The 24658-nt window shown below is 70.7% G+C and carries 17 protein-coding genes; 12 read left to right on the forward strand and 5 right to left on the reverse strand.

Annotated elements, in window-relative coordinates:
- Positions 1–105: 105 nt before the first annotated feature.
- Positions 106–1410 (forward strand): MFS transporter, encoded by a 1305-nt coding sequence (locus tag L3i22_RS29255; protein WP_221320742.1) that lies wholly within the window; start codon positions 106–108, stop codon positions 1408–1410.
- Here the strand turns inward: L3i22_RS29255 and L3i22_RS29260 are convergent.
- Entirely contained in the window at positions 1385–4183 is a 2799-nt protein-coding gene (locus L3i22_RS29260) for an ATP-binding protein (RefSeq protein ID WP_221320743.1), read from the reverse strand. The two genes, L3i22_RS29255 and L3i22_RS29260, sit on opposite strands and share 26 nt — an antisense overlap.
- A 122-nt stretch (positions 4184–4305) precedes the next feature.
- Positions 4306–7485, reverse strand: a complete 3180-nt coding sequence (locus L3i22_RS29265) for a LamG-like jellyroll fold domain-containing protein (RefSeq protein WP_221320744.1) — start codon at positions 7483–7485, stop codon at positions 4306–4308.
- Positions 7486–8066: 581 nt separating this feature from the next.
- On the opposite strand from L3i22_RS29265, the gene L3i22_RS29270 reads away from it, so the two are divergent.
- Together L3i22_RS29270 and uppS are read left to right on the forward strand one after the other, a co-directional pair.
- Complete coding sequence (locus L3i22_RS29270; protein ID WP_221320745.1) at positions 8067–8684, forward strand: GNAT family N-acetyltransferase; 618 nt, start codon at positions 8067–8069, stop codon at positions 8682–8684.
- Between the two features lie 121 nt (positions 8685–8805).
- Positions 8806–9588, forward strand: coding sequence for a polyprenyl diphosphate synthase (gene uppS / locus L3i22_RS29275; protein ID WP_221320746.1), 783 nt, complete (start codon positions 8806–8808; stop codon positions 9586–9588).
- Between the two features lie 16 nt (positions 9589–9604).
- Here the strand turns inward: uppS and L3i22_RS29280 are convergent, their stop codons facing one another.
- The 3 genes from L3i22_RS29280 to L3i22_RS29290 are packed head-to-tail and all read right to left on the reverse strand — an operon-like array spanning position 9605 to position 12622.
- Positions 9605–10834 carry a PrsW family intramembrane metalloprotease gene (locus tag L3i22_RS29280; RefSeq protein ID WP_221320747.1) on the reverse strand — a complete coding sequence of 410 codons (1230 nt, stop codon included), beginning with the start codon at positions 10832–10834 and terminating at the stop codon, positions 9605–9607.
- Entirely contained in the window at positions 10831–11478 is a 648-nt protein-coding gene (locus L3i22_RS29285) for a hypothetical protein (RefSeq protein WP_221320748.1), read from the reverse strand. Before L3i22_RS29285 ends, L3i22_RS29280 begins: the two co-directional genes overlap by 4 nt.
- A 52-nt stretch (positions 11479–11530) precedes the next feature.
- Positions 11531–12622, reverse strand: coding sequence for an FAD-dependent monooxygenase (locus L3i22_RS29290; RefSeq protein WP_221320749.1), 1092 nt, complete (start codon positions 12620–12622; stop codon positions 11531–11533).
- A gap of 85 nt (positions 12623–12707) precedes the next feature.
- On the opposite strand from L3i22_RS29290, the gene L3i22_RS29295 reads away from it, so the two are divergent.
- The 9 genes from L3i22_RS29295 (at position 12708) to L3i22_RS29335 (ending at position 24010) form a co-directional block, all read left to right on the forward strand.
- Positions 12708–13199, forward strand: a complete 492-nt coding sequence (locus L3i22_RS29295) for a TetR/AcrR family transcriptional regulator (RefSeq protein ID WP_221320750.1) — start codon at positions 12708–12710, stop codon at positions 13197–13199.
- Positions 13200–13204: 5 nt separating this feature from the next.
- Positions 13205–14074, forward strand: coding sequence for a phosphotransferase family protein (locus L3i22_RS29300; protein ID WP_221320751.1), 870 nt, complete (start codon positions 13205–13207; stop codon positions 14072–14074).
- The gene (locus tag L3i22_RS29305) at positions 14071–15198 is read left to right on the forward strand and encodes a LacI family DNA-binding transcriptional regulator (protein WP_221320752.1); all 1128 of its coding nucleotides are present in this window, start codon (positions 14071–14073) and stop codon (positions 15196–15198) included. Before L3i22_RS29300 ends, L3i22_RS29305 begins: the two co-directional genes overlap by 4 nt.
- Positions 15199–15830: 632 nt before the next feature.
- Entirely contained in the window at positions 15831–17981 is a 2151-nt protein-coding gene (locus tag L3i22_RS29310; RefSeq protein WP_255657242.1) for a CBM35 domain-containing protein, read from the forward strand.
- Positions 17982–18023: 42 nt separating this feature from the next.
- Positions 18024–20018: a glycoside hydrolase family 36 protein gene (locus L3i22_RS29315; protein ID WP_221320754.1), complete on the forward strand. Its 1995-nt coding sequence runs from the start codon at positions 18024–18026 to the stop codon at positions 20016–20018.
- Positions 20019–20029: 11 nt separating this feature from the next.
- The gene (locus tag L3i22_RS29320) at positions 20030–21340 is read left to right on the forward strand and encodes an ABC transporter substrate-binding protein (protein WP_221320755.1); all 1311 of its coding nucleotides are present in this window, start codon (positions 20030–20032) and stop codon (positions 21338–21340) included.
- Positions 21337–22215: a carbohydrate ABC transporter permease gene (locus L3i22_RS29325; protein ID WP_221320756.1), complete on the forward strand. Its 879-nt coding sequence runs from the start codon at positions 21337–21339 to the stop codon at positions 22213–22215. Before L3i22_RS29320 ends, L3i22_RS29325 begins: the two co-directional genes overlap by 4 nt.
- Entirely contained in the window at positions 22212–23024 is an 813-nt protein-coding gene (locus L3i22_RS29330; RefSeq protein WP_221320757.1) for a carbohydrate ABC transporter permease, read from the forward strand. The genes L3i22_RS29325 and L3i22_RS29330 overlap by 4 nt, the downstream gene beginning before the upstream one ends.
- 137 nt (positions 23025–23161) lie before the next feature.
- Entirely contained in the window at positions 23162–24010 is an 849-nt protein-coding gene (locus L3i22_RS29335) for a hypothetical protein (RefSeq protein WP_221320758.1), read from the forward strand.
- The last annotated feature ends 648 nt before the right edge of the window (positions 24011–24658 follow it).

Consider the following 24658-nt stretch of genomic DNA (forward strand, 5'->3'; position numbering starts at 1 on the left):
GCACAACCATCGGTTGTGGCCTTCCGGCGTGGCGGTTGTTTGATTCGCAGCACCGCCCCTTGCTTGGATCTGACCGGTCAACGTCGAGTTGTGGAGGTCGGATCCGTGGGACGGCAATTCCGGTGGCTGTGGGTGTCGTTCACGGCGAGCACGCTCGGCACCTGGCTCGGGTTCGACGCGTTCCCGCTGATCGCGATCCTGGTGCTGCACGCCGGGCCGGTCCAGGTGTCGCTGCTGGCCGCCGCGGGGCTGGCCGCCGGAGCGGTCCTCGCGATCCCGCTCGGCCCGTGGGTGGAGTTCCGCCGCAAGCGGCCGGTGATGGTGACGATGGATCTGGTGCGGTTCGCCGTGCTGGTCAGCGTGCCCGTCGCGTACGTCGGAAATCGTCTTTCGTTCTTGCAGCTCGTGATCGTGTCGGTGGTCTCCGGGGCCGCCGACATCAGCTTCCGGGCGGCCAGTGGTTCGTTCCTGAAGTCCCTGGTCAAGGGCCCGGATCTGCTCGTCGCGAACGGCCGGTTCGAGGCCACCACCTGGACCGCCACCGTGCTCGGCCCGCCGCTGGGCAACGCGGCGATCGGCATGCTCGGCCCGGTCGTCACGGTGCTGGCCGACGCGGTCAGCTACCTGCTCTCGGCGGTGGCGATCGGCGCGATCGGGGGCCGGGAGCCGCGCCCGGCCCGCACCGATCGCCCGCGCCCGCGGCCCGGCGACCTGCTCGACGGCTGGCGGCACATCCTGGCCCATCCGGCGCTGCGACCGCTGTTCGTCAACACCGTCCTGGTCAACGGCCTGATCCTGGCGACCGCGCCGCTACTCGCGGTGCTCATGCTCGGGCGGCTCGGGTTCGCGCCCTGGCAGTACGGGCTCGCCTTCGGCCTGCCCTGCGTCGGCGGTCTGATCGGCGCCCGGCTGTCCGGCCCGCTCGTCGCCCGGTTCGGCGAGCGCCGGGTCCTGCGCACGGCAGGCACCCTGCGCGCGTGCTGGTCGCTCGGGCTCGCGTTCGTCGTCCCGGGCACCGCCGGGCTCGCGCTGGTCATCGCCGTCCAGTTCGGCCTGGTCGCCTGCATGGGCGTGTTCAACCCGGTGTTCGCCACCTACCGCCTGGAGCAGACCGCGCCGGACCGGGTGGCCCGCACGCTGTCGGCGTGGTCGGTGACCAGCAACGCCACGATCGCCGCGACGACCGCGCTGTGGGGCCTGCTCGCCGCGCTCGCCGGCGCACGCCTCGCGATCGCCGCCGCCGGCCTGCTCCTGCTGCTCACGCCGCTGCTGCTGCCCCGGCGTGAGCCCGCTCCGACGCCTGCCGGTCGCCCCACCCGGTCGGCAGGGCTCACCCGGTCGGCAGGGCTCACCCGGTCGGCAGGGCTCACCCCGCCGGCAGGGCTCACCCCGCCGGCAGGTGAAGGGTGAACATCGTGCCGCCGGCCGCCGACGGGCCCGCCGTGATCGTGCCCGCGTGGGCCTCCAGGATCGCCTTGGTGACGGCCAGGCCCAGCCCGGTGCCCTTGATCCCGGCCTGGGTGGCGTTGCTGGCCCGGAAGAACCGGCTGAACAGGTGCGGGTACTGCTCGGCGGGGATGCCGATGCCGTTGTCGCTGATCTCGACGGTGATCCCGGCCCCGGTCCGGCGGGCGGCGATCACGACCGTACCCTCGTCGGGGGTGTATTTGATCGCGTTGGACAGCAGGTTGTCGAGCGCCTGCCGCAGCCGCCGGCCGTCGGCGTGCAGCGTCAGCCCCTCCTCGATCCGGTCGACGACGGTCAGGCGCTTCGCGGTCGCGCTGGGGCCGTGGCTCTCGATCACGTCGCGGATCAGGTCGCCGACGGCCAGCGGGCCCGGGTCGACGCTGATGTGCCCGGTGGCCAGCCGGGCCAGGTCCAGCAGGTCGTCGACGAGGCCCTGCAGGTGCAGGGTGGTGCGCTCGATCACGTCGGCGTAACGGCGCTCCCGCTCGCCCAGCGTCGCCGACTCCAGCAGCGTCTCGCTGTAGCCGCGGATCACCCCGACCGGGTTGCGCAGCTCGTGGATGACGACCGCGGCGAGCTCGTCCTTCATCTGGTCCAGGGCGCGCAGCTGCTCGACCTGCCGGCGCTCCTGTTCGAGCAGCTCCTCTCGCCGGTCGGCGAGCTCGCGCCGCTCGGTGACGTTGGTGCTGAGCCCGTCGACGAAGTACCGGTCGTCGTCCCAGCGGGCCTTGGCCCGGGTCCAGACCCATCGGGTCTCGCCGTCGAACCCGAGGATGCGGCACTCCAGCTCGGCCGCGTCGCCGTCGGCGAGGTCCCGCTGGAAGGCGACCATCAGGTCGGCGTCGTCAGGGTGCAGGCGCCCGGACAGCGTCGGGGTGTCCGTGTCGTCCGGGATGACGCCGAACACGCCGGAGGCGTTGGGGCTGCCGTAGACCAGCCGGGGCGGTTCGCCGCCGATTCCCTCGACCGTCCAGACGTAGTCGTTGACCTGCTCGACCACCCGGTTGAAGCTGCGCCGGGCGTCGGCCAGGGCCAGCGACATGTCCTCGGCCCAGCGGCGCTCCAGGAAGTGCCCGAGGTGGGCGCCGACCGCGTCGAACATGCCGGCGGTGTCCGGGTCGTACGGCAGGTCCGCGTCGGTGTAGAACGCGAGCACCCCGAGGGTCCGGCGGCCGGAGCGCACCGGCACCCCGACCGCGACCCGGATGCCGACCTCCCGCAGCGCGTGCCGGCCGAACGACACCATGTCCTCGGGCATCACCCCGGTCCGCCACCACACCTCGTTGTTGCGGTGCCAGACCAGCCCCGGCAGGCCCTCGCCGCGGACGAACGCGAGCGGCTGCTCGCCGCTGAACGCGGACAGGTCGCCCTCGCCGGTGGCGTGCGAGCTGAGCCGGACGATCTGCTCCCGGTCGTCGGTGACCTGCCAGTACTCGCCGCAGAGCCAGCCCAGCTCGTCGGTGATCGCGGCGACCGCCCGGATCGCGGCGTCCTCGGCGTCGGTCGCGACCGAGAGGATCTGCGCGACCGCGTGCCGGGCCCGGCGCAGCTCCTCGGCCCGGTACGCCTCGGTCACGTCCTCGATCACCGAGACCGCGCCGAGCCGCCGGCCGTCGGCGGTGTCGATCGGGCGCGCGTTGGAGATCACGTGCCGCCGCTCCTCGCCGCGCCAGATCAGCAGGCGCTCGCCGCGCACCACCTCGCCGGCCTGCGCCCGGGCCAGCGGCAGCTGCCCGGCCGGGTGCCGGCCGTCCGGCTCGTAGATCCCGTAGTGCCCGGACCAGTCGCCCATCGCCAGGTCGGCGGAGGCGTCCTTGCCCCCGACCATGTCGCGCAGGCTGCGGTTGAAGTAGGTGAGACGGCCCTGGTTGTCGCAGGCGGCCACGCCGGCGTCCAGGCTGTCCAGCAGCGCCTGCAGGAACGCGCTGTCCGGGGCGAACGAGTGGTACAGCACGTCGTCGACGAGCTGCGACATCATCTCGGCCGGGAACTCCTTGCCGTTGTTGCCGGCCACCGTCACCGGGATCTGCTGGCCGAGCACCGAGGGCAGGTCCCGGAACCGGTCCGGGATGATCAGCTCGGCAAGGGCGCGGCCCCGGGCCTCGGCGGCCGGGTAGCCGAACATCCGCTCGGCGGCCGCGTTCCAGGACAGCACGTGGCCGGCGTGGTCGGTGCCGATGAACGCGTCGTGGGTGCCCTGCAGGATCGCCTCGGTCCGTTGCCGGGCCGCGGTCTCCCGGGCGCAGGCCAGCCGCAGCGCGACCTCGGTCGAGGCGGCGGCGGCCAGGTCGGCGAGGATGGCCAGCTGGTCGGCGTCCCAGTCGCGCCGCCGGGCGTCGACGACGCAGAACGAGCCGAGCACGCACCCGTCCGGGGCGGCCAGCGGATAGCCGGCGTACGCGATGGCCCGGTCGTCGGCGATGTCCCGCAGCCGCGGGTCGGCGCGGGCGTCCGGCACGATCAGCGGCGCCTCGTCCTGCACCACGAACTTGCAGTAGGAGCGCTGCAGCGGGGTGTCGGCGGGGAGGTCCGGGAAGCCGTGCGAACTGACGAAATGCTGCCGGTCGATGTCGATCAGGGTGACCAGGGCCCCGCCGGCGTCCAGCAGACGCGCGGCCAGAGACGTCAACCTGTCCAACGACGGCACCTGACCGGCATCCAGCAGGCCGGTGGCACGCAGCGCCTGCCGGCGCCGCTCCTTCACGCTCTGTGACATGCCCGCCACTATCGGTAGGACAGATGAGCGCTTGAGATGAACTGCTCCCCCGGTGCAACTAGCTCCGGGACGGTGGCCGCGGCAGCGGCGCGGGCCGATGAACCGGCCCGCGCCGCGCAACCTCAGTGCAACTCGGCCGCGTAGAGCGAGCCGATCTCCGCGTCGGTCAGGGCCCGCCCGAAGGCGTGCACCTGGTCGATGCCGCCGGACCAGTAGTCGGTCTTGTTGCCGGCGTACTTCGCCCGCCCGACCGACAGCGGCCCGGTGCTGATCACATCCGGTCCCGCGGTGGTGGCCGCGACCCGCTTGCCGTCCACGTAGAGCCGGACCTCACCGGTGGCGTGGTCCCGGACCCCGGCCAGCTGGTACCAGCGGTTCAGGTCGGGGGTGACCACCTGCCGGGCCCGGTTGCCGCCCGGCGTGCTGAACGCGAACGCGCCCTGCCCGTACTGCAGGTAGAACGGGTTCTCGGTGACCCGGCCGTCCTGGCTGACCACGGTCGCGTAGTTGCCGGGCAGCTTGTCCAGGGTGACCCAGGCGGTGATCGTGTAGTCGCCGGTGGTGTCGACGACCGGCGCGGTGGTGTCCGCGTAGTCGCCGTCACCGTCGAACTTCAGCGCGGAGCCGGACACGCCCGGCGCCCAGGTGGCGTTCCCGGCCAGGGTCAGGTCGCTGGCCCCGCCGCTGTCGTGCGCGACCGTGCCGGTGTTCTCGTCCAGAGCCCAGTCGCCGTGACCGGGCGGCGGCGGCTTCAGCGCGGCTGCGGCACCCGCCGCGATGACGCGCTGATTGACCGCCCGTACGGCCGCGGGGTCGACCTTGATCTGTCGCCGGTCGTAGGTCCACAGGCCGTTGAGCTCGGTCTCCAGATCGGTGATCTGGGTGTAGACCGATCCGGACAGCTCGGCCCCGGCCGCCTCCAGGTAGAAGCGCTCGGTGTTGTCGACGTACTTGGCGGTCAGCGCCGCCTTGTCGGCCACGCCGCTGTAGATCACCGCGGGCGTGCCCGGCCACATGTGCCCGGGGGTGCGCAGGGTGAAGCCGCCGTGCTCGCCGTCCATCGCGACCCGGGTCGCGTCCGGGTAGGCCGGGTCGGTGTTGTTGTAGTCGTGGTGGTCGATCACGTCGCCCTTGCCGGAGTCACCCTTCGACGAGCAGCAGTTGACGCCGCTGTGCGCGTTCACGATCCGGGTCGGGTCGGCCGCCTTGACCTGCTCGGCGAGCTGACCGGTGGTGGTCCGGTCCCACTCGCCCCAGCCCTCGTTGAACACCACCCAGCCGATCACCGACGGCGAGTTGTGCAGCTGGTTCATCATCTCCCGGCCCTGGCTGAACCAGGCCTGCTGACCCGCCGTGCCGGTGATGTCGGCCGACACGAAGTCCTGCCAGACCAGCAGACCCAGCTCGTCGGCGTGCCGGTACCAGCGGGCCGGCTCGACCTTGATGTGCTTGCGGACCGCGTTGAAGCCGAGCTTCTTCGTCTCCACCAGGTCGAACCTCAGCGCCGCGTCACTCGGCGCGGTGTACAGCCCGTCCGGGAAGAACCCCTGGTCCAGGGTGGCGAGCGAGAAGATCGGTTTGCCGTTCAACACCAACTTCGGAAAACCCGCCACCTTTTGTACGGCGATGGACCGCATCCCGAAGTAGCCGCCGACGGAGTCCCGCCCCAGCGTGACGTCCAGGTCGTACAGGTAGGGGTCGTCCGGCGTCCAGAGGTGCGGCTTGGCGATCGGCAGGCTCAGCTCCGCCCCGACGACACCGGTCACCGTGCCGACCTTGCGGCCCTTCTTGTCCCGCGCGACGGCGGTGACCTTCGTGCCGGCCTTGGCGGACGCCGACTTCACGGTCACGTGCAGCGCGTTCGCCGCCAGGTCCGGCGTGGTGACGATCTCGTCCACCGCGACCGCCGCGACCGGCTCCAGCCAGACCGTCTGCCAGATGCCCGACGACGGGGTGTAGACGATGCCGCCCGGGTTCAGCGACTGCTTGCCCTTCGGCTGATCCGGACCGGTCAGGTCGGTGACCTCGACCAGGATCTCCTGCGGCCCGTGGCCCCGCAGCGCGCCGGTGATGTCCGCGGTGAACGCGGTGTAGCCGCCGGTGTGCTCGGTGACCAGGGTGCCGTTGACGTACACCTTGGCCTGGTAGTCGACCGCGCCGAAGTTGAGCTTGACCCGGTCCTTCCAGCCCTTCGGGACGGTCACCAGCTTGCGGTAGAACATGTGCGACTCGCGGCGCTCGATCCCGGACAGCTGCGACTCGACCGGGAACGGCACGATGATCCGCTCGCCCAGCTTCTTGCCGAAGACCGGCTGCTCACCGGCGGTGGCGCCGGCGAACTCCCACGGGCCGTTCAGGTTCAGCCAGTCGTCGCGGGTCAGCTGCGGGCGCGGGTACTCCGGCAGCGGGTGCCGGGTGTCGACCTTGTCGCCCCACGGCGTGGTCAGCCGGTGCGTGGACGCGTTGGTCGCCGAGCGGATGATCTGCGGGACGGTCTCGCCGCCGACCGCCAGGCCGCCCGCGCCGTCGTAGTTGACCCGCACCTTCTGCCCGGCCTGGATCGGCTCGGCCAGGGTGACGGTCAGCCTGGTCCCGCTCGCCTTGATCGACGAGATCGGCATCGGCGTGGTGTCCGCCTCGATCACCAGGTGCGCCGCGGTGGTGCTCGCGGTGACCGGCGCGTCGAAGGTGGCGACCAGCTTGCGCCCGTCCGCCCCGACCTCGAAGCTCGCCGGGAAGACCTGGAACCCGTCCGGCGGCGTGAAAGCGCTCTCCGGGACGATCTGCTTCGAGAGCCCGGCCCCCGACCAGCGCAGGAACAGATTCGCCCCGCCGACGTCCTGGAACATCTCCACGCGCACGTCGTGGGCCTCGCCCGCGGTCAGGTGCACGGTCTGGCTGGTCTGCTCGACGTCCCAGTCACCGACCCAGTGGTCGATCACCGGCTGCCCGTCCAGGTAGAACCGGAACCCGTTGTCGCCGATCAGGTAGAACGTGTAGTCCCCGGTCGCCGGCGCGGTCAGCTTGCCGGTCCAGCGCGCGGTGGTGTTCTCGGTCCGCCCGAGGAACGACTGAAACGTGCCGGTCAGGTCGGACAGGTCGATGTTCGGGTCCAGCGAGATCCCACCCAGGTCGGTGAAGTCCCGAGCCCCCGGGGCGGACATCCGGAAGTACTCCCCCTTCAGCCCGTGCACGGTGACGGCTTGAGCTTTCGCGTCGGCTTGCGCTCCTACCGGCGCGACCAGGACGGACAGGACCAGCAGGGCGGCCAGGAGTAGCGGCCTCCACGGCGATCGCGGCATCGAGTGTTTCCCTTCGCCATACGACGTAACACGTTCACATTGAGGCAGTTACATGTGTGATGTCAACGAAAAGAAACAGGAACAAACGCGTTCGCAAGATTTTCCGTACGCGCCCCGCCCCACACAGCCCCGCACAGCCCCGCCCCGCACAGCCATCGATCACCGCCGTGACGGCGTGACCCAGCCGGAAGCGCCCCCAAGCGAACCCACCAACAACCCAGCCCCGGCCGCACCACCGAACAGCCCTCAACCCGGCCCCGCCCACACCCCGGCACCGCCCTCACCCCCCGCCGCAGCCCTCAACCCCGCACCGCTCCCACCCCGGCACCGCCCTCACCCCCCGCGCCGCCCCACCCGCGCACCGCTCCCACCTCGGCACCGCCCTCACCCCCCGCGCCGCCCCCACCCGCGCACCGCTCCCACCTCGGCACCGCCCTCACCCCCGCACCGCCTCCACCCCGACGCAGCCTCACCCTGAGCGCAGCGCACAGCACGAGCCCCCAGTGCAAGGCCCGCGCGGAAACAGCGGAACGGCGGCAAATCGCGTCGCGATGGGGACGGACGTGTGTTTGGGTGACGGCATGGGTCAACCCACGTTGCGGAGTGAGCGGCTGCTTCTCGTCCCGCTCGCGGACCGGCATTTCGACCTCGAGGTCGACCTGGACGCGGACGCCGAGGTACTCAAGTACATCTGGGGCCGGGCCCGGACCAGGGACGAGGTGGTCTCGTCCCACGTCGAGCGAATGACGCTCGGCACCAAAGTGGACGGCCTCGGCTTCTGGATGGCGTTCGGGTCAGACGGCGGCCGCCGCGACTCCGGCCTGCCGGAGAGCGAGACCGAGGGCGAGTTCGTCGGCCTGATGATGTTGCCGCCGGCGCACGGGGACGACCAGCCGGACGATCCGACCGTGGCCGAGCTGGGCTACCGGCTGGCGCGAAAATACTGGCGCCAGGGCCTGGCCAGCGAGGCCTCACGGGTACTGCTACGGCACGCATTCGACACCGTCGGGCAGAGCCGGGTCTACGCGCAGACCATGGCGGTGAACACCGGCTCGCGCGGAGTGATGGAGACCATCGGGATGCGGTACCTCCGGACGTTCCACCCACTCTGGGACGACCCGCTGCCGGGAAGCGAGGCCGGCGAGGTGGAATACGAGATGACCCGCGCGATGTGGGAGGCCCGGCGCGGGACGCTGTAGAACCACGGTCACCGCTCGCGCGTATCCCGCATTGCCGTTGCTCGTGATGGTTTTGTGCCGGAATCGTGGAGATGTCGTGCACGCGGGCCGCGATCCGCGCTGACGGTGATGGAATCCGGCCATGCTGAGGACCGTCAAGGCCGCCGCCTACGCCCTGTATGCCCGTCGCCTCCGGGCCCGGCTCGCCGGTGCCACGCTCCCCCGCCACGTCGCGATGGTGATGGACGGGAACCGGCGCTGGGCTCGGCAGATGGGCTTCGACGACCCGCGGGTGGGGCACCGTTACGGCGCCGAGCATCTGGGCGAGGTGCTCGGCTGGTGCCGGGAGATCGGCGTCCGGCACGTCACGGTCTTCATCGCCTCGGTCGACAACGTGACCAAACGGGACGCCGGCGAGGTCGACAACCTGATGCGGATGATCGAGCAGGTGGTCGCCGCACGGCTGAGCCGGCCGGGCAGCCGGTGGCAGGTTCACCTCGCCGGCCGCCTGGACGTGCTGCCGGACTCGACGCGGCACGCGCTGAAGCTGGCCGAGGAGGCGACCCGGGACAGCGGCGCGGACTCCCATGTCACGATCGCGATCGGTTACGACGGCCGCGACGAGATCGTGAACGCGGTCCGCTCCCTGCTGGAGTCCGAGACGGCCGCCGGGCACGGTGTCGACGACATCGCGCAGCGGCTGACCGCCGACCGGATCGCGGAGCACCTTTACACCCACGGCCAGCCCGATCCGGACCTGGTCATCCGCACCAGCGGGGAGCAGCGCATGTCCGGCTTCCTGCTGTGGCAGGCCGCCTACTCGGAGCTGCACTTCTGCGACGTGTACTGGCCCGGCTTCCGCAAGGTCGACTTCCTGCGGGCCCTGCGCTCCTACGCCGCCCGCCACCGCCGCTTCGGCGCATGACCAGCCGCGGCGGCGTTCATCGCAGCGCATAGCGGGCCAGCTCAGCACGAGTGAAACGGACCCGATCGGTCTCCTGGCCACCGGCCGCGGCCAACTGGTCGGCCAGATCGTGAGCAGCCTCCAGCCGATGCCGCCGACGACGCCGCTCAGCCGAACCGCCACCGCCCTTGGCCCCGCGACGGCGACCGCCGCCGCCCACGGCACCAGCACCAGCACCAGCACCAGCACCAGCACCAGCACCAGCACGGTATCGGCGGCGCTGTCGCCAGCCCCCGGACAGGGCATCCGCCTCTTCCGGGGTGAGCACACCGGAGGCCACCTCGGGCGCCACCACCGCCCGCATCGCCTCGCGCTCCGGCCGCACGGTGATCTGGAAGACCGCGGTCACGATCGCGAACGCCAGCAGCGTGATCCCGATCAGCAGCGCGAGCAGAACGGTCCCGTTGCCCTGGGCCAACGCGCTGGTCGAGTCCCACAGGAAGTGCAACAGCATGGCGAGCAGCATCAGGAGCACGCCACGGGCCGGACGGCGCCGCTGCCCGGGCGTGCCGAGCAGGTAGATCAGGCCGGCGCCGAAGACCGCGGAGTACAGGATGTGCGAGGAGAAGCCGGTCAGCAGCCGCAGCAGGACCGTGCTGAGGCTGGTCCGCAGCTGGTGCGAGCCGAACTGCTCGGGGGCGGACTGCAACGCGTACAGAATGTCCTCGAGGATCTCGAAGCCGAGCCCGCAGAACGCGCCGAGGATGAACCCGTCGTAGGCGGTGCGGACCACCTTCGGGGCCAGGTAGAGCAGCAGCAGGACGCCAGCGCCCTTGCCCAGCTCCTCGAAGAACGGCGCGGTCAGGCCCGCGCCCCAGTCGAGGGCGAAGTCCTGACCGAACAGTTTCTGGTAGAGGTTCATCAGGCTGCTGTTGCCGTTGATCGCGATCGTCCAGGTCGCTCCGAACGCGCCCCAGACGAACGCGGCCACGCCGAGCCCGACCGGCTGGCGGGAATACCGGTCGATGCGGGCGGTGAACCACCAGAACAGCAGGCCGTACACCGCGAAGATCGCGCTGGCCGCGGCCAGAGCCGGACCGTAGACCCGGACCTGGGAGTTGACCAGGCCGAACGCATACCAGGAGCCGTAGCCGACCACGGCCACGTAGACCCAGAAGCAGGCGTTGCGCGGCTGCCACGGGTGGAAGCGGTTGCCCCAGCCGGTCCGCTCGATGGCGGCTTCCCGGGAGAGCGTGGGCGACGTCATGCGGCCACCGCCCGGACCGAACGGATCATCTCGGTGACCGCGGGCGCGGAGCTCTCGTCCACGCTCTCCGGCCCGATCGCGATGATCTCGACGCCGGTGCGCCCGAGGACGAACGCGGCGACCAGGCCCTTGGCCTCGGTGCCGTCGAAGTGTGCGAGCACGCCCCGATCCCCCGCGCTGTTGGTGAGGGTCACCGGATCGCCGGTCACCCGGAAGCCGCCGTTGCCGCGGAAGCCCTCGTTGTTCCGCTTGATCTGGGCCAGCAGCTGGGCCGGAGTGCCGTCATAGGTGTCCGCCACGACGCGGAAGGTGATTCCCCGATACGTCAGCACGACGTGATCCGGAAAGCCGGCCGCGGCCGTGGCCGCACCGCGCCGCAGCCCGTCGACCAGGTTGGCGCCGGTCACCGGCACGAACTCGACTCCCGGCCCGACCTGGATCACGTCGCCGGCGTGGATCGGATCGTCGACCGGCACCGCGTCGTCGATGCCGGGCACGATCCACAGTGCCAGCGCCACCAGCAGGGCGACCAGCCCGGCCGGCAGCAGCGTTCGCCGATCCAGACCCAGGAACCGGCGCTCGACGGGCACCCACTGATCCCGCCACCGACGGTCTTCCGGACTCAGCGTGATCGACTCCGCCATGTCCCCTCCCCCACAGCCACGGATCTGGATGCCGACGCTAACAAAAGATCAGCTACTGATCGATGGTCGCCAGGTTGCTCTGCGTCACCTCCGGAGCGTCGGCGACCACGCCCCCGAAGCCGGCGACGGCCTCCCGCCCGCTCCTCTGGTTCTCGGTGACATAGGGACGCAGCTCCCGCTCATACCTCTCGAAGGCGACCGCGTGGTCGCCGCCGGCCTCCACCAGGCAGCGGGCCAGGACGGACGCGGCCAGCAGGGCCTGCGACGTGCCCATGCCGCTGGTCGGTGCGGAGCAGTAGCCCGCGTCGCCGAGCAGCGCGACCCGGCCGACGGACCACGAGTCCAGGTGGACCTGGCTGGTGGAGGCGAAGTAGAAGTCCTCCGCGGTCGCCATGTCGGCGAGCAGGCGGGGCACGGCCGGCCACGGATGGTCGGCGAACGCGGTGCGCACGGCGGCCTCCTGTGCGGCACGGTCCGGGAAGGAGTCGGCGGCCGTGCTCGCGAACGACAGGCTCACCGTCATCCGCGCCGGGTCGCCGGCCGAGAACGCGTAGACGGCGCGCCCCGGCCCGGCCTGCAGCAGCCCGCGATGGTCGAGGCCGAACTCGTTGGCGCTGGTGAAGCCCGCACCGGACATGCCGAGGTGCAGGATCGGGTCGATGCCGGGAAACGCGAGCCGGCGCACCGCGGAATGCACGCCGTCGGCGCCGAGGACCAGGTCGAAGTCCCGGGTCGGCGCGCGCTCGAACGCGACCGTCACCCGATCGTCGTGCTGGGTAAGAGCAGTGATGGTGTCGTCGAACAGCGGCTCCACGCCGGCCACCCGGTGCAGGATCCGGGTCAGCGCGCTCTTGGGGACCTCGAGCTCGCCGCCGAACGCGGAGGCGGGCAGCTCCCCGACGGTCAGGCCGGACTGGTCCAGCAGGGTCGTGCCCCGCATCCGGATCTCGTGGTCGCGGACCTCGTCCAGGATGCCCATCTCGTCGAGCACCGCGAGCGCGGCGCCGCGGAAGTCGACCGCGTAACCGCTGTCGCGTGGGCCGGGCGCCCGCTCGACGACGGTCACCTCCCATCCGTCACGCCGCAGGAACCAGGCCAGGGCAGGTCCGGCGACGCTGGCGCCGGAGATCAGTGCGCTCTTCATGCCGATGACCCTAGCGTCGATTTATCCATCCGGTCAATCCGTATGGATAAACCACGCGGTTAAAAAGTGCGGTAGCATCGGGCTCGTGGGAAATCGGGATGCCCTCATCGAAGCGGCGAAGCAGTGCCTGACCGACCGAGGCTGGGCGCGCACCACCGTGCGCGACATCGCCTTCACGGCCGGCGTCAACCATGCCGCGATCGGCTATCACTTCGGCTCGCGCGAGTCGCTGCTGATCTACGCGCTGGTCGAGGCGGTCGAGGAGCTGTCGGACACGGTCGCCGACAAGGCCCGCGACGGGACACCGGAGGAGCGCTGGCAGGCGTTGATCGACACGTTCGGCACCCATCGCGCGCTGTGGATCGCCCAGCTCGAGGCCGCGGTGCAGGCCGAGCACTCCCCCGAGCTGCGCGAGCGACTCGCCGCCGCCCAGCGCCAGGGCCGGGAGGGTCTCGGCGGGTCGGTCCCCCTCGCCGTCCTCTCCGGCCTGATGATGCAGTGGCTGATCGATCCCGACCATGCTCCCGACGGCGCGCAGGTGGTCCGCGAGCTGCGCGCCCACGCCACGGAGGTGTGACCGCCATGCCCGACGTCCGCGGCGCGCTGGCCACCGCCCTGCCCGGCTATGTGGTGGAGTCCGTGTCACTGCTCGGCGAGGGGCTCGACAACACCGCTTTTGAGATCAACAACGAATTGATCGTACGATTCAGCAGGTCCCCTGATCCGGAACGGACAGACCGGGAAGCGCGCCTGCTGACGTTGCTGCACCGGATCTCACCGCTGCCGGTCCCGGAGCCGATCATCGTGCCCGGCGAGCACTGGCTGGCCTACCGCAAGCTCCCCGGCACCCCCCTGCTCAATCTGGCGGCGCCCCCGCACCCGGCGAAGATCGCCGCCACGCTCCGCGACTTCCTCCGGGCCCTGCACGCGGTGCCCGCCGACCAGGTCGCCGGCCTCGTCGACACCGATGATCAGTCACCGCGGGAGTGGCGGAGCGACGCCGCCGAGATCTACTCGGTCGTCGCCAAGCACGTGCCGTCGCTGTTCCGCCGCCGCATCGAGGCGTTCCTGAACGCCGAGCCCCCGCCGGCGACGTCCCGGCTCGCGTTCTCGCACAACGACCTGGGCATCGAGCACGTCCTCGTCGACCCGCGCACCGGGGCGGTCACCGGCATCATCGACTGGAGCGACGCCGCCCTGGTCGACCCGGCCTACGACTACGGCCTGCTGTTCCGCGACCTCGGCCCGGTGGCCCTGCCCCCGGACGACGACATCGAGCCCGGGATCCGTGAGCGCGCCGTCTTCTTCGCACGATGCAGCGTGCTGGAGGACTTGGCATACGGGGTGGAGACCGGCCGGCAAAGGTATACCGACAAGTCCCTTGCCGCCCTGAGCTGGCTCTTCCCCGCCACGGAGCCCTCGGGCGGGCAACCAGAGGGCGGCGCGCGATGAAGCGAGTCGCGCCGCCGACCCAGGTCACGGCAACCGGCAACGACCAGGCCTCCCCGCCAGAGCCGGAGACCGTGACCCCGGTCCAGGGCGGGGCCACGACCGGCGACCGGGTGTCGAAGCAGGCAACGCCGCAGATCCGGGACGTGGCGGCGGCCGCCGGGGTGTCACACCAGACCGTGTCCCGGGTGCTGAACAACTCGCCGAACGTGCGACCGGACACCCGGCAGCAGGTGCTCGACGCGATGGAGCGGCTGCGGTACCGGCCGAACCGGTCGGCCCGCGCGCTGGGCCTGGGGCGGGCGAACGCGGTCACGGTGGTGACGGCGAATACCACGCTGTACGGGTATGCGGGGGTGCTGCAGGGCGTCGAGGAGGCCGGCCGGCTGCTCGGTCTGACCGTCGGGGTCCGGGTGGTCGAGTCGGAGGCGGCCGGCGACGTGCGGCACGCGGTGGAGTACGTGACCGATCCGAGCTGTGGAAACGTGATCGTGGTGGCGTTCGACCCGGCGGGTTCCGGGGTGTTGCGGGCGATGCCGGAGGGCGTGCCGATGGTGGCCGCCACCGAGGCGGGCGGGCTGCCCGGCGTCGATCGGCGGATGATCTACCTGGACGAGCGGCAGGCCGCGGCCGACGCCACCCGGCATCTGCTCGACCTCGGGCACCGGACCGTCCATCATGTGGCCATCCCGTCCGAGATCCGGGACAGCGCCCGGCAGAGCGGCTGGCGGGTGGCCCTGGAGCAGGCCGGGGCGGAGATCCCCGAGGTGGTCCAAGCCGGCTGGGACCTGGCGTCCGCTCATCGAGCCGGTCAGCTCCTGGCGGCAAACCCGCTGGTCACCGCGGTCCTCTGCGGCAACGATGACACGGCGCTGGCGGTGCGGCGCGCGCTGCACGAGGCGGGCCGTGACGTTCCGGGCGACGTCAGCATCGTCGGCTTCGACGACGTTCCGGGCGCGGCCTACTGGACGCCGGCCCTGACGACGGTCCGGATGGACTTCGCCGGCCTCGGCCGCGCCTGCGTCGCCGCCCTGGCCCACGCCACCACCCCGACGCGCCTGGACCCACCAAGCCTGATCATCCGCGAGTCCACAGCACCCCCGCCCGACGAATCACGACCCAGATGACGCGAAGCCGAAACAGCACAGAAGCGAAGACGCGCCAAGCGCAGCGCGAGCGACAAGCGGCAAACGCAGCCCGAGCGACGGGCGCGGCCCGGCCCGGCCCGGCCCGGCGCGGCCCGGCCCGGCCCGGCGCGGCGCGGCGCGGCGCGGCCCGGCGCGGCCCGGCGCGGCCCGGCGCGGCGCGGCCCGGCCCGGCGCGGCCCGGCGCGGCCCGGCGCGGCCCGGCGCGGCGCGGCCCGGCGCGGCCCGGCGCGGCCCGGCGCGGCCCGGCGCGGCGCGGCCCGGCCCGGCGCGGCCCGGCGCGGCCCGGCGCGGCCCGGCCCGGCGCGGCCCGGCGCGGGCGCGGCCCGGCGCGGGCGCGGCGCAGCGCAGCGCAGCGTGGGCCGGGCGCGGCGCAGCGCGGCATGACGCGGGCGCAGCGCGAGGGCGGCGCGGCGCGAGGGCGGCGCGGCCAGCGCGTGCGGCGTGCGGCGGCTGGCTGGGAAGCGGCGGCGGGCTGGGGCCGCGAGTGGCGGGTTTCGATATCTGTTGGTAACGAAAGCGTAACGCAGTCTTCCGCACCAACCGTGTGACCGGTCACACTCAGGCCATCCACCGACCATGTGACCGGTCACATCTCCATGAAGGAGACCCCCGTGCGATCGAGACACATCACCGCCTCAGTGCTCGCGGCCACCGTCCTGGCCGCGAGCATCCCCGCCACCCCGGCCCTCGCCGCTACCTCGCAGTTCACCGTTGACCTGGGTGTCAGCACCGGCGCGCTGCGCTATGGCGCGACCGGCTTCCTCTACGGCCTCGGTGACGAGGGCATCCCCAACGAGACCATGCTCGCCGCCCTCAAACCGCAGGTCACCGCCCAGAAAGCCCCCGACGGCCTGCAACACCCGAACGGCGACGCCCTGAAGATCGCGCCGATGTTCAAGCGCGCCGGCGGCCGCGAGATCCAGATCTACATGCAGGACGTCTACCAGCAGTGGCCCTACGAGAACCTGGGCCTCGCCGACTACCTCGCCAAGGTCGACACGATGACCCGCAAGGTCGTCGCCGATCCGTACCGCAGTTCCTACGTCTACGTCCCGTTCAACGAGCCCGACCAGATCTGGTACAGCGGCAACCTCACCGCCCTGCTCTCCGACTGGAAGACGGTCTACCAGCGGATCCGCTCGATCGACGCGACGGCGCGGATCGCCGGCCCGAACTTCGCCGCCTACCGTTCGGCCGACCTGCGCGCCTTCCTCACGTTCGCGCGGGACAACAACGTCCTGCCGGACGTGATGACCTGGCACGAGCTGGGCGACGACTTCTTCACCAGCTGGCAACAGCACTTCGACGACTACCGGGCGATCGAGACCAGTCTCGGCGTGAGCAAGCGGCCGATCTCGATCAACGAGTACGCCCGCTCCTCCGGCGACCTGGGCGTCCCCGGCAACCTGGTCCAGTACGTCGCGAAGTTCGAGAACAGCAAGGTGGACGGCTGCCTCGCCTACTGGACCACGGCCGGCGGCCTGAACGACCTGGTCACCCGCAACAATCAGGCGACCGGCGCATGGTGGCTCTACAAGTGGTACGGCGACCTGACCGGCACCACGGTCGCGGTCACGCCGCCGTCGGCGAGCGGTTCGCTGCAGGGCCTGGCGGCGTGGGATCCGGCGAAGAAGCAGGCGCGGGTCATTCTCGGCGGCAACAATCCGGCGACCGGCACCTACGACACGAACGTACTGGTCAAGGGCGTCCCGTCGGACCTCGGCACGACCGTGCACGCGACCGTCTGGGGTGTCGACAGCTCCGGCACCAACCCGTCGACCGGGCCCTACGTCGTGAAAGAGGGCGACTTCACGGCGTCGAACGGCCAGGTCACGGTGCCGTTGACCGGTCTCAAGGGGCAGTCCGCGTACCAAATTATCTTTGCGCCCAACAAGGACCTGACCGCGGCCTCGACCACCCGCTACGAAGCGGAATATGCCGCCTTCGGCGGCACGGCGAAGCTCACCTACGGCAGCAATTCCGGATATTCCGGAACATACTTCATTGAGGGGTACGGCGGCAGCAGCACCGCCTCCACGAACTTCGTGGTGACCGCGCCCGCCGACGGCTACTACAACCTGGCGCTGCGCTACTCGGCCGGCCCCTACACCGGCGCGCCGGCGACCCGGTCGATCCGGCTGCGGGTCAACGGCACCGACCTGACCGACGTCAGCCTGCCCGGGACCACCGACTGGAACACCTGGAAGACCGCGACCACTCGGGTCTACCTGCCGGCCGGGATCAACCGGATCGACTACCACGCGTTCGCGAGCGACGACCGGGACGCGGTCAACCTGGACTATCTCGACGTCGCCGCGACCACCGGAACGGTCACCGCCTACGAGGGCGAGAGCTCGGCCAACACGCTCGCCGGCGCGGCGGCCGTGGTCAGCGACACCGCTGCCTCCGGCGGCAAATATGTCGGCTGGCTGGGCGCGGGCGCGGCCAACACGTTGCGCTTCAACGGTGTGAGCGCGCCGGCCGCGGGCCGGTATCGCCTGGTCGTCGGCTACGCGAACGCGGAAGTGGTCGGCGAGCACGACTACAACACCAACATCGTCGATCGGTACGCCGAGATCAGCGTCAACGGCGGCGCGGCGAAGAAGGTGTTCTTCCGCAACACGCTCGCCTGGTCCACCTACTGGACGACGGTCGTCGACGTCGATCTGGCGGCCGGCACCAACACCATCACGTTCGGTAACGCGTCGACCGGCTACGCACCGAACATCGACCGCATCCAGGTCGCCGCGGTCCTGGGCTGAGCAGCCGGGCCGCGAGCACCCCGAGAGCAAGGAGCACCACAGGTGGAATGGGGAAACCTGGTCATCGACGTCAGCGGGGACGGACCGGCGCGACTGCACGGCTCCGGGCAACCGCTGGTGGAGATCCTGGCCGCCGGCGAGGGTCGTGACCACGTGTCACGGCGCTTCTCGGAGACCGCGATCGGCCGCCGACTGCGCGTCACCGGTGTCGCGGAAACTCGCGACGGGATCTGGCGTGGGCTGCGGCTCGACCAGCACGACGAGCGGACCGGCATCGCCGTACGGCTGGATCTGCGGTCCTCGGGACCAGCGGCCTTTCAGGCGCGGACCACGGTGACCAACGGCGGACCCGATCCGATCCTGCTCCTCGGCGTGACCTCGTTCGCCGCCGGCCTGCCAAGGCCGGCGGCAGAGCGAGGATCCGGCCTGCCAGGGCCGGCGGCGACCGGAAATGATCCGCACGCGGATCGGCTCGACCTGCTCACCGGGGACAGTGAGTGGCTGGGCGAGGGTCGCTGGACCCGGCGGCCGCTGCGCACCGTCGTCCCCGATCTGAACCTCCGGATGCACGGTCAGGACGGGCGCGGCTGCTACACCGTGACCAGCGCCGGAACCTGGTCGACCGGCACCCACCTGCCCACCGGCGCGCTGCTCGACCGGGTCACCGGAGACGGCTGGTACTGGCAGGTCGAGCACAACGGCCCGTGGCGCTTCGAGATCGGCGAGCGACGGGACGGCGTCTACCTCGCGCTGCTCGGACCGACCGACATGGATCACCAGTGGCAGCAGCCGCTGGCCCCGGGCGAGTCGTTCACGTCGGTGCCGGTCAGCCTCGCGGAGTCGGTGGCGGCGCTCACCGCGCACCGCCGGGCCCTGGTCGGCGCGCCGACGGAGCACCCGGTGATCTTCAACGACTACATGAACACGCTGATGGGCGACCCGACCACGGCGAAGCTCCGCCCGCTGATCGACGCCGCGGCCGCGGCCGGAGCCGAGGTGTTCTGCATCGACGCCGGCTGGTACGACAACGACGCCGACTGGTGGGACAGCGTCGGCGAGTGGCAGCCGTCCTCGACCCGGTTCCCGGACGGGCTCGGCGAGGTGCTCGACCGGATCCGCGGCCACGGCATGATCCCCGGCCTGTGGCTGGAGCCGGAGGTGATCGGCGTCCGCAGCCCGATGGCCGACAAGCTGCCGGACGCCGCGTTCCTGCGGCGGGGCGGCGTGCGCACGGTCGAGCACGGCCGCTACCACCTGGACCTGCGGCACCCGGCCGCGGTCGGGCATCTGGACGAGGTGGTCGACCGGCTGGTCGAGGAGCTCGGCGTCGGCTACCTGAAGCTGGACTACAACATCGACCCCGGCCCGGTCCCCGGCCTGCTGGACCACAATCGCGCGCATCTGGCCTGGCTGGACCGGCTCCGCGCCCGGCATCCCGCGCTGATCCTGGAGAACTGTGCCTCCGGGGCGATGCGCGCCGACTATGCCCTGCTCAGCCGGATGCATCTGCAGTCGACCAGCGACCAGCAGGACTTCCGGCTCTACCCGCCGATCGCGGTGGCCGCACCCCTGTCGATCCTGCCGGAACAGGCCGCCAGCTGGGCTTATCCGCAACCCGGGATGTCCGACGAGGAGATCGCGTACGCGATGTGCACCGGCCTGCTCGGCCGCCTGTACCTGTCCGGACGCCTCGACGTGATGCGCCCCGGCCAGCGGGAGCTCGTCCGGGACGGCGTTCTCGCGTACCACGGGATCCGCGAGATCCTCGGCGCGGCGACGCCGTTCTGGCCGCTGGGGCTGCCGCGCTGGGACGACGGATGGCTGGCCCTCGGCCTGCGCGCCGGCGACACCACCTTCCTGGGGGTGTGGCGGCGGCCGGGTGCCGCCGAGAAGATCACGATCCCGCTGCCGGGCGAATTCGAGACGGTCTATCCCCGCAGGCTGCCCGAATGGTCCCGGATGCAGAGTTCACACGCGACAACCCTCACCGCCAGTGCTCCCTACACCGCTCGGATCTTCCAGATCCACCAACCATGAGGACGACATCCATGAGACGTTTGATAACCGCCGCCGGCGCGCTTCTGCTCACCGCCGGGCTCGCCGCCTGCACCGACCCGGGCGCCCCCGACGACGTCGCCGCGGCCGAGACGATCACCTGGGCCGACCCGACCGCCAAGCTCGACGGTGTGCAGCTGACCATCTGGGCCGCGCAGAACAGCAACACCGTGCCGAAGAAGGTGATCGAGGGCTTTCAGCGGGCCACCGGCGCCGCGGTCCGGGTCGTGACCATTCCCGACCCGTACGAGCAGGGCATTCAGACCAAGGTCGCGACCGGCGACAAGCCGGATCTGGCGTTCTGGCAGCCGACGGCGTCGATGCTGACCGCGATCAACGCGAAGGCGAACCTGCAGCCGCTGACCGGCGCGCCCTGGCTGGGCAAGCTCGACCCGAAGCTGACCGACATCACCGGGCTGCTCGACGGCACCCGGTATGCCGCGCTGGTCACCAGCCCGGCGGTCGAGGGCGTCTACTACAACAAGGAGGTCTTCGCGGCGAACGGGATCACCACCCCGCCGAAGACCTTCGACGACCTGGTCACGCTGGCCCGCACGCTCAAGGGCAAGGGCGTCACCCCGTTCTACGAGATGGGCGCGGACCGCTGGGCGACGCAGTGGTGGGTGCAGGTCCAGCTCGCCGACGCGGCCCGGGCCGGGCTCTGGGATCGGATCAATACCGGTCAGGAGAAGTTCACCGACAAGACCGTCCTGGACGCGATCACCCGCTATGACGCGCTGATCAAAGAGGGTCTTTTCAACAAAGACATCAAAACCGCCAAATTCGAGGATCAGGGTACGGCGTTGCTCGGCGGAAAGACCGCGATGGTCGTTCAGGTGAACTCGTTCTTCGGACAGTTGCAGGCCAAGGCGGACACCGCCACGCTGAACCAGAAGATCGGCTTCTTCCCGATCGCGCCGTCCGGCAACGTCGGCACGTTCATCCCGGACCAGTCCAACGCCCTGGTCGCGTTCCAGACCGGCGACGACAAGCGGGAAGCGGCCGCCCGGCAGCTGCTGGCCTACTGGATGGGCCCGGGCTACGCCGACTTCGTCACCGACCGTAACACCGTCTCACTGGAGACCGGCGTGCCGAACCCGGCCGGGGTGCCGCAGGCGCTGCTCGACGTGCACGCCGCGGTCGCCGGCTCGGCCGGATCGATGCAGGCCCTGGCGGTCGCCAACCCCGACCTGTACCTGAACCTGGCCGACATGATCGCCGGGACGATGACCCCGGCGCAGGTCGCCAAGGCCACCCAGGACCAGTTCGAGCAGCTCGCCAAAGCGGCCGGTTACTTGAAGTGACGACCGCGCTCGGTACGTTGACGAAGGCCCGGGCGCTGCCGGTGGCGGCCCCGGGCACCATCACCCGGCGGACGCATCCGTTGTGGTTCCTGCTCCCGGCGTACGCAATCCTTCTGATCTTCTTTGTTCTTCCGACGGTTTATCAGTTCGCCTACGCGTTCACCGACTGGTCGGGATTCAAGGCGTCGATAAATCCGGTCGGGGTGGACAATTTTGTGCAGCTCGCGTCGGACGGCACGCTGTTCCGGGCGCTGCGGATCACGGTCGTCTACGCGGTGCTGGTGGCGATCTTCCAGAACCTGTTCGGTTTCGGTCTCGCGGTGCTGCTGGAACGGGACACGGTGATCAATCGGATCGCCCGGACGTTCCTGATGCTGCCGGTGCTGATGTCCGCGCTCGCGGTCGGCTACATCTTCCAGGCGCTGCTCAAGCACACCGGCGCGCTCGCCGACACCACGTGGACGATCGTGGTGGTCAGCCTGATCCACGCCTGGAAGTGGATGGGCCTGGCGATGTTGATCTACCTGGCCGGGCTGAAGACCGTCCCCGAGGACGTCGTCGAGGCCGCCCGGATCGACGGCGCGTCACCGTGGCGCGCGTTCTGGGCGGTCCGGGTGCCGCTGCTCGCGCCGGCGATCACGTTCAACGTGGCGACCGCGCTGCTCGGCTCGATGAACGGCTTCGACGTGGTGCAGGCGACGACCGGCGGCGGCCCGGCCCGGACCACCGAACTGCTCAACATCTTCATCTACCGCACGTTCGGACAGGGCCTGTTCGCCCAGGCCACCACGATGAGCCTGGTCCTGTTCCTGCTGGTGGCGCTGCTGGCGTTCCCGGTGATCGTGCTGCTCCGCCGGCGTGAGGAGATCCTGTGAGCCGCCGTCTGCAACCCGTCGCCGCGATCCTGCTGGTGGCGGCGCTGATCGGGGTGCCGCTCTGGCTGGTCGTCGCGACCGCCGGCAAGTCCCGGGCCGAAGCCGTCGACCCGAACCTGTCCCCGCCCGGCCAGTGGCATCTGTTCGACAACCTGCGCCAGGTGTGGACCGAGGCGGACGTGCCGGCGGCGTTCTTCGGCAGCCTGCTGATCGTCGTGCCGACCGTGGCCGGGGTGCTGATCCTGGGCTCGATGGCGGCGTGGATCCTGGCCCGGCGCACGTCGCGGCTGACGGCGGCCCTCTACGCGCTCGGCATCAGCGGGATCATCCTGCCGCCGGCCGTGGTCACCGTGGTGCTGCTGCTGCGGCAACTCGGGCTGGCCGGGACGGCACTCGGGATGATCGGGGTCTACCTGGGCATCTACCTCTCGACCGTGATCTTCTTCGTGACCGGATTCGTGCGTACGATCCCGGCCGCGCTCGAAGAGGCCGCGCGCATCGACGGCGCGGGCCCGGTCGACGTGTTCCGCCGGATCGTGCTGCCGCTGCTCCGGCCGGTGCTGGCCACCGCGACGATTCTGATCTGCCTGTATGTGTGGAACGACGTGTTCTACGCGTTCTTCGTGGTCGGGGGTCGCCTGGACACGCTGCCACTGAACCTTTTCCGGGTGGCCAGTGCGGGACTGTATCTGAACAATTGGCACCTGATCTTCGCGTACGTAATCCTGATGAGTCTGCCCTTGATCGTGGTCTTCGCCGTCGCCCAGCGGAAGATCATTTCGGGGATCACCGGTGGCGCCGTCAAATAGAGGTGTCGCTTATCCGCCAGTCGGTATCAGCACGGGCGGCGTTAGCCTCTTCACGCTCAGTGGGCTCGACGCGAAGGGTGACCATGGACGCTCTAGCCGGCCGTCTGGCGGCCGAAACTGACATTCGCACGCTGCAGATGGGCCAGTACTCAGGCTATTTCGACGATCTTCCGACGCCCCGGCACGGGCTGCAACCCGACGGCCGGTTCCACCTCGGCGACGTGCTGGTCGACCTGCCGCCGACCGAGCCGATCGGCGACGTCGGCTTCCAGAACTGCGTGCCCGCCGCGATGGCGCTGCTCGCGCAGTCCTGGTTCGCCGCGGCGAAGGAGCAGTACAACCCGACCCTCGACGACACCCTCAAGATCTACGAAAAGGTGTCACCGTTCCGCCGCGACCCGGGGCCGGCCGCGCTGGCGCGCACCGCCCAACCGCATTCCGGCCATCGAGAAGCACACAACGATTTCGGTACGAGCCTGCTGCTCGCCCTGAAGGTGTGGGTGCACCAGGACCAGCCGCTCGCCGGGCTGCTCCCGGAGGCACGATCCTTCCTGGAGATCGAGCCACGCAGCCTGGACCAGGTGCGCGACGCGGTCCAGCGTTTCGGTGGGGTGCTCGTCGGGCTCTCCCTTCCTCAGTCGATCAAGGACACTTCGGGGGCGGTGCGGGACTCGTGGTTCGTGCCCGGTTACGGGCCGGTCTACGACGCGACGCCGGGCAGCCTGTCCAGCCACTGCGTGGCGATCACCGGGTACTCGCAGCGCGAGTTCTTCTGCCTGAGCGCCGGACGGATCCGCCGGTTGTCGCCGGAGTTCCTCCTCACATACGTGGAGGAGGCGTACACGGTGGCGACGCCCGGGGCACTGGACGCCAATCCGCCGTTGCGGGATCGCATCCAGGCCGATCTCGAGGACATCCGCAAGAGCGATCGGCCGGCGGGGATGCCCGCTTTCAACCACCGGTGGCGTGGCGGCAACATCATGTGATTCGGGCAGCGGCTCCTTTCTTCGTGCCCGATCCATTTTTCCGGATTCTGCTTTCCTGCTTTCCTGATCCTTCTTCCTGATCCTCCTTTTCCGCATGACGGGTCTTCGCCTGCCGCAATCGCGGCTAGCTCCGGCTTGCTCGCGCGGTCGGTTCGTCAATCGCTTTCCGGCAGCCCTTTGGTCCGTTCGTAATGCGGGCCGAGGGGCTGCCCCATGTGGGCGGCCCTCGCGGTCTCCGGCCATGTTATGCCGTTGGCGGGGCGCTCGGTGCGTTGTCCACACCAGGGAGTTATCCACAGGCCGTCGGCATGATCTTGCGGTTTTGCGGGATAATGGCGAGGTGGCGGGATGCCCCCTGGTAGGGCGGGGAAAGGCCGAATGCGGATGATCTAGGTGGACATTTGGCGCATTCGGCGGCTGGACACGAACTTTCCGCGGAATGGCTGGGGGCTGCGGCGGGCTGGTCTGTTGCGGGCTGGCCTCTTGCGCGGCGAAGGCACCCCTCGCGGGGCCGAGTTGCTGGGTTGGGCCGGTGTCCCGGACCGGGCAAGCCCGCTGCGCCGGGCCGATCATCGGCGTGAGGCTGGATGCCGGCTCGGGGCTGGATGACAGCTCGGGGCTCACTGCCGACATAGGGCCGGCTCCGTG

It is taken from the genome of Actinoplanes sp. L3-i22 (assembly GCF_019704555.1).
Lineage (GTDB): Bacteria > Actinomycetota > Actinomycetes > Mycobacteriales > Micromonosporaceae > Actinoplanes.

Excerpts from the sequence above, each read along its gene's own strand:
- L3i22_RS29335 (WP_221320758.1), top strand. The coding sequence starts at position 23,162 with ATGGGCCAGTACTCAGGCTATTTCGACGATCTTCCGACGCCCCGGCAC.
- L3i22_RS29260 (WP_221320743.1), bottom strand. The coding sequence starts at position 4,183 with ATGTCACAGAGCGTGAAGGAGCGGCGCCGGCAGGCGCTGCGTGCCACC.
- L3i22_RS29265 (WP_221320744.1), bottom strand. The coding sequence starts at position 7,485 with ATGCCGCGATCGCCGTGGAGGCCGCTACTCCTGGCCGCCCTGCTGGTC.
- L3i22_RS29320 (WP_221320755.1), top strand. The coding sequence starts at position 20,030 with ATGAGACGTTTGATAACCGCCGCCGGCGCGCTTCTGCTCACCGCCGGG.
- L3i22_RS29285 (WP_221320748.1), bottom strand. The coding sequence starts at position 11,478 with ATGGCGGAGTCGATCACGCTGAGTCCGGAAGACCGTCGGTGGCGGGAT.
- L3i22_RS29300 (WP_221320751.1), top strand. The coding sequence starts at position 13,205 with ATGCCCGACGTCCGCGGCGCGCTGGCCACCGCCCTGCCCGGCTATGTG.
- L3i22_RS29290 (WP_221320749.1), bottom strand. The coding sequence starts at position 12,622 with ATGAAGAGCGCACTGATCTCCGGCGCCAGCGTCGCCGGACCTGCCCTG.
- L3i22_RS29305 (WP_221320752.1), top strand. The coding sequence starts at position 14,071 with ATGAAGCGAGTCGCGCCGCCGACCCAGGTCACGGCAACCGGCAACGAC.
- L3i22_RS29280 (WP_221320747.1), bottom strand. The coding sequence starts at position 10,834 with ATGACGTCGCCCACGCTCTCCCGGGAAGCCGCCATCGAGCGGACCGGC.
- uppS (WP_221320746.1), top strand. The coding sequence starts at position 8,806 with ATGCTGAGGACCGTCAAGGCCGCCGCCTACGCCCTGTATGCCCGTCGC.
- L3i22_RS29270 (WP_221320745.1), top strand. The coding sequence starts at position 8,067 with ATGGGTCAACCCACGTTGCGGAGTGAGCGGCTGCTTCTCGTCCCGCTC.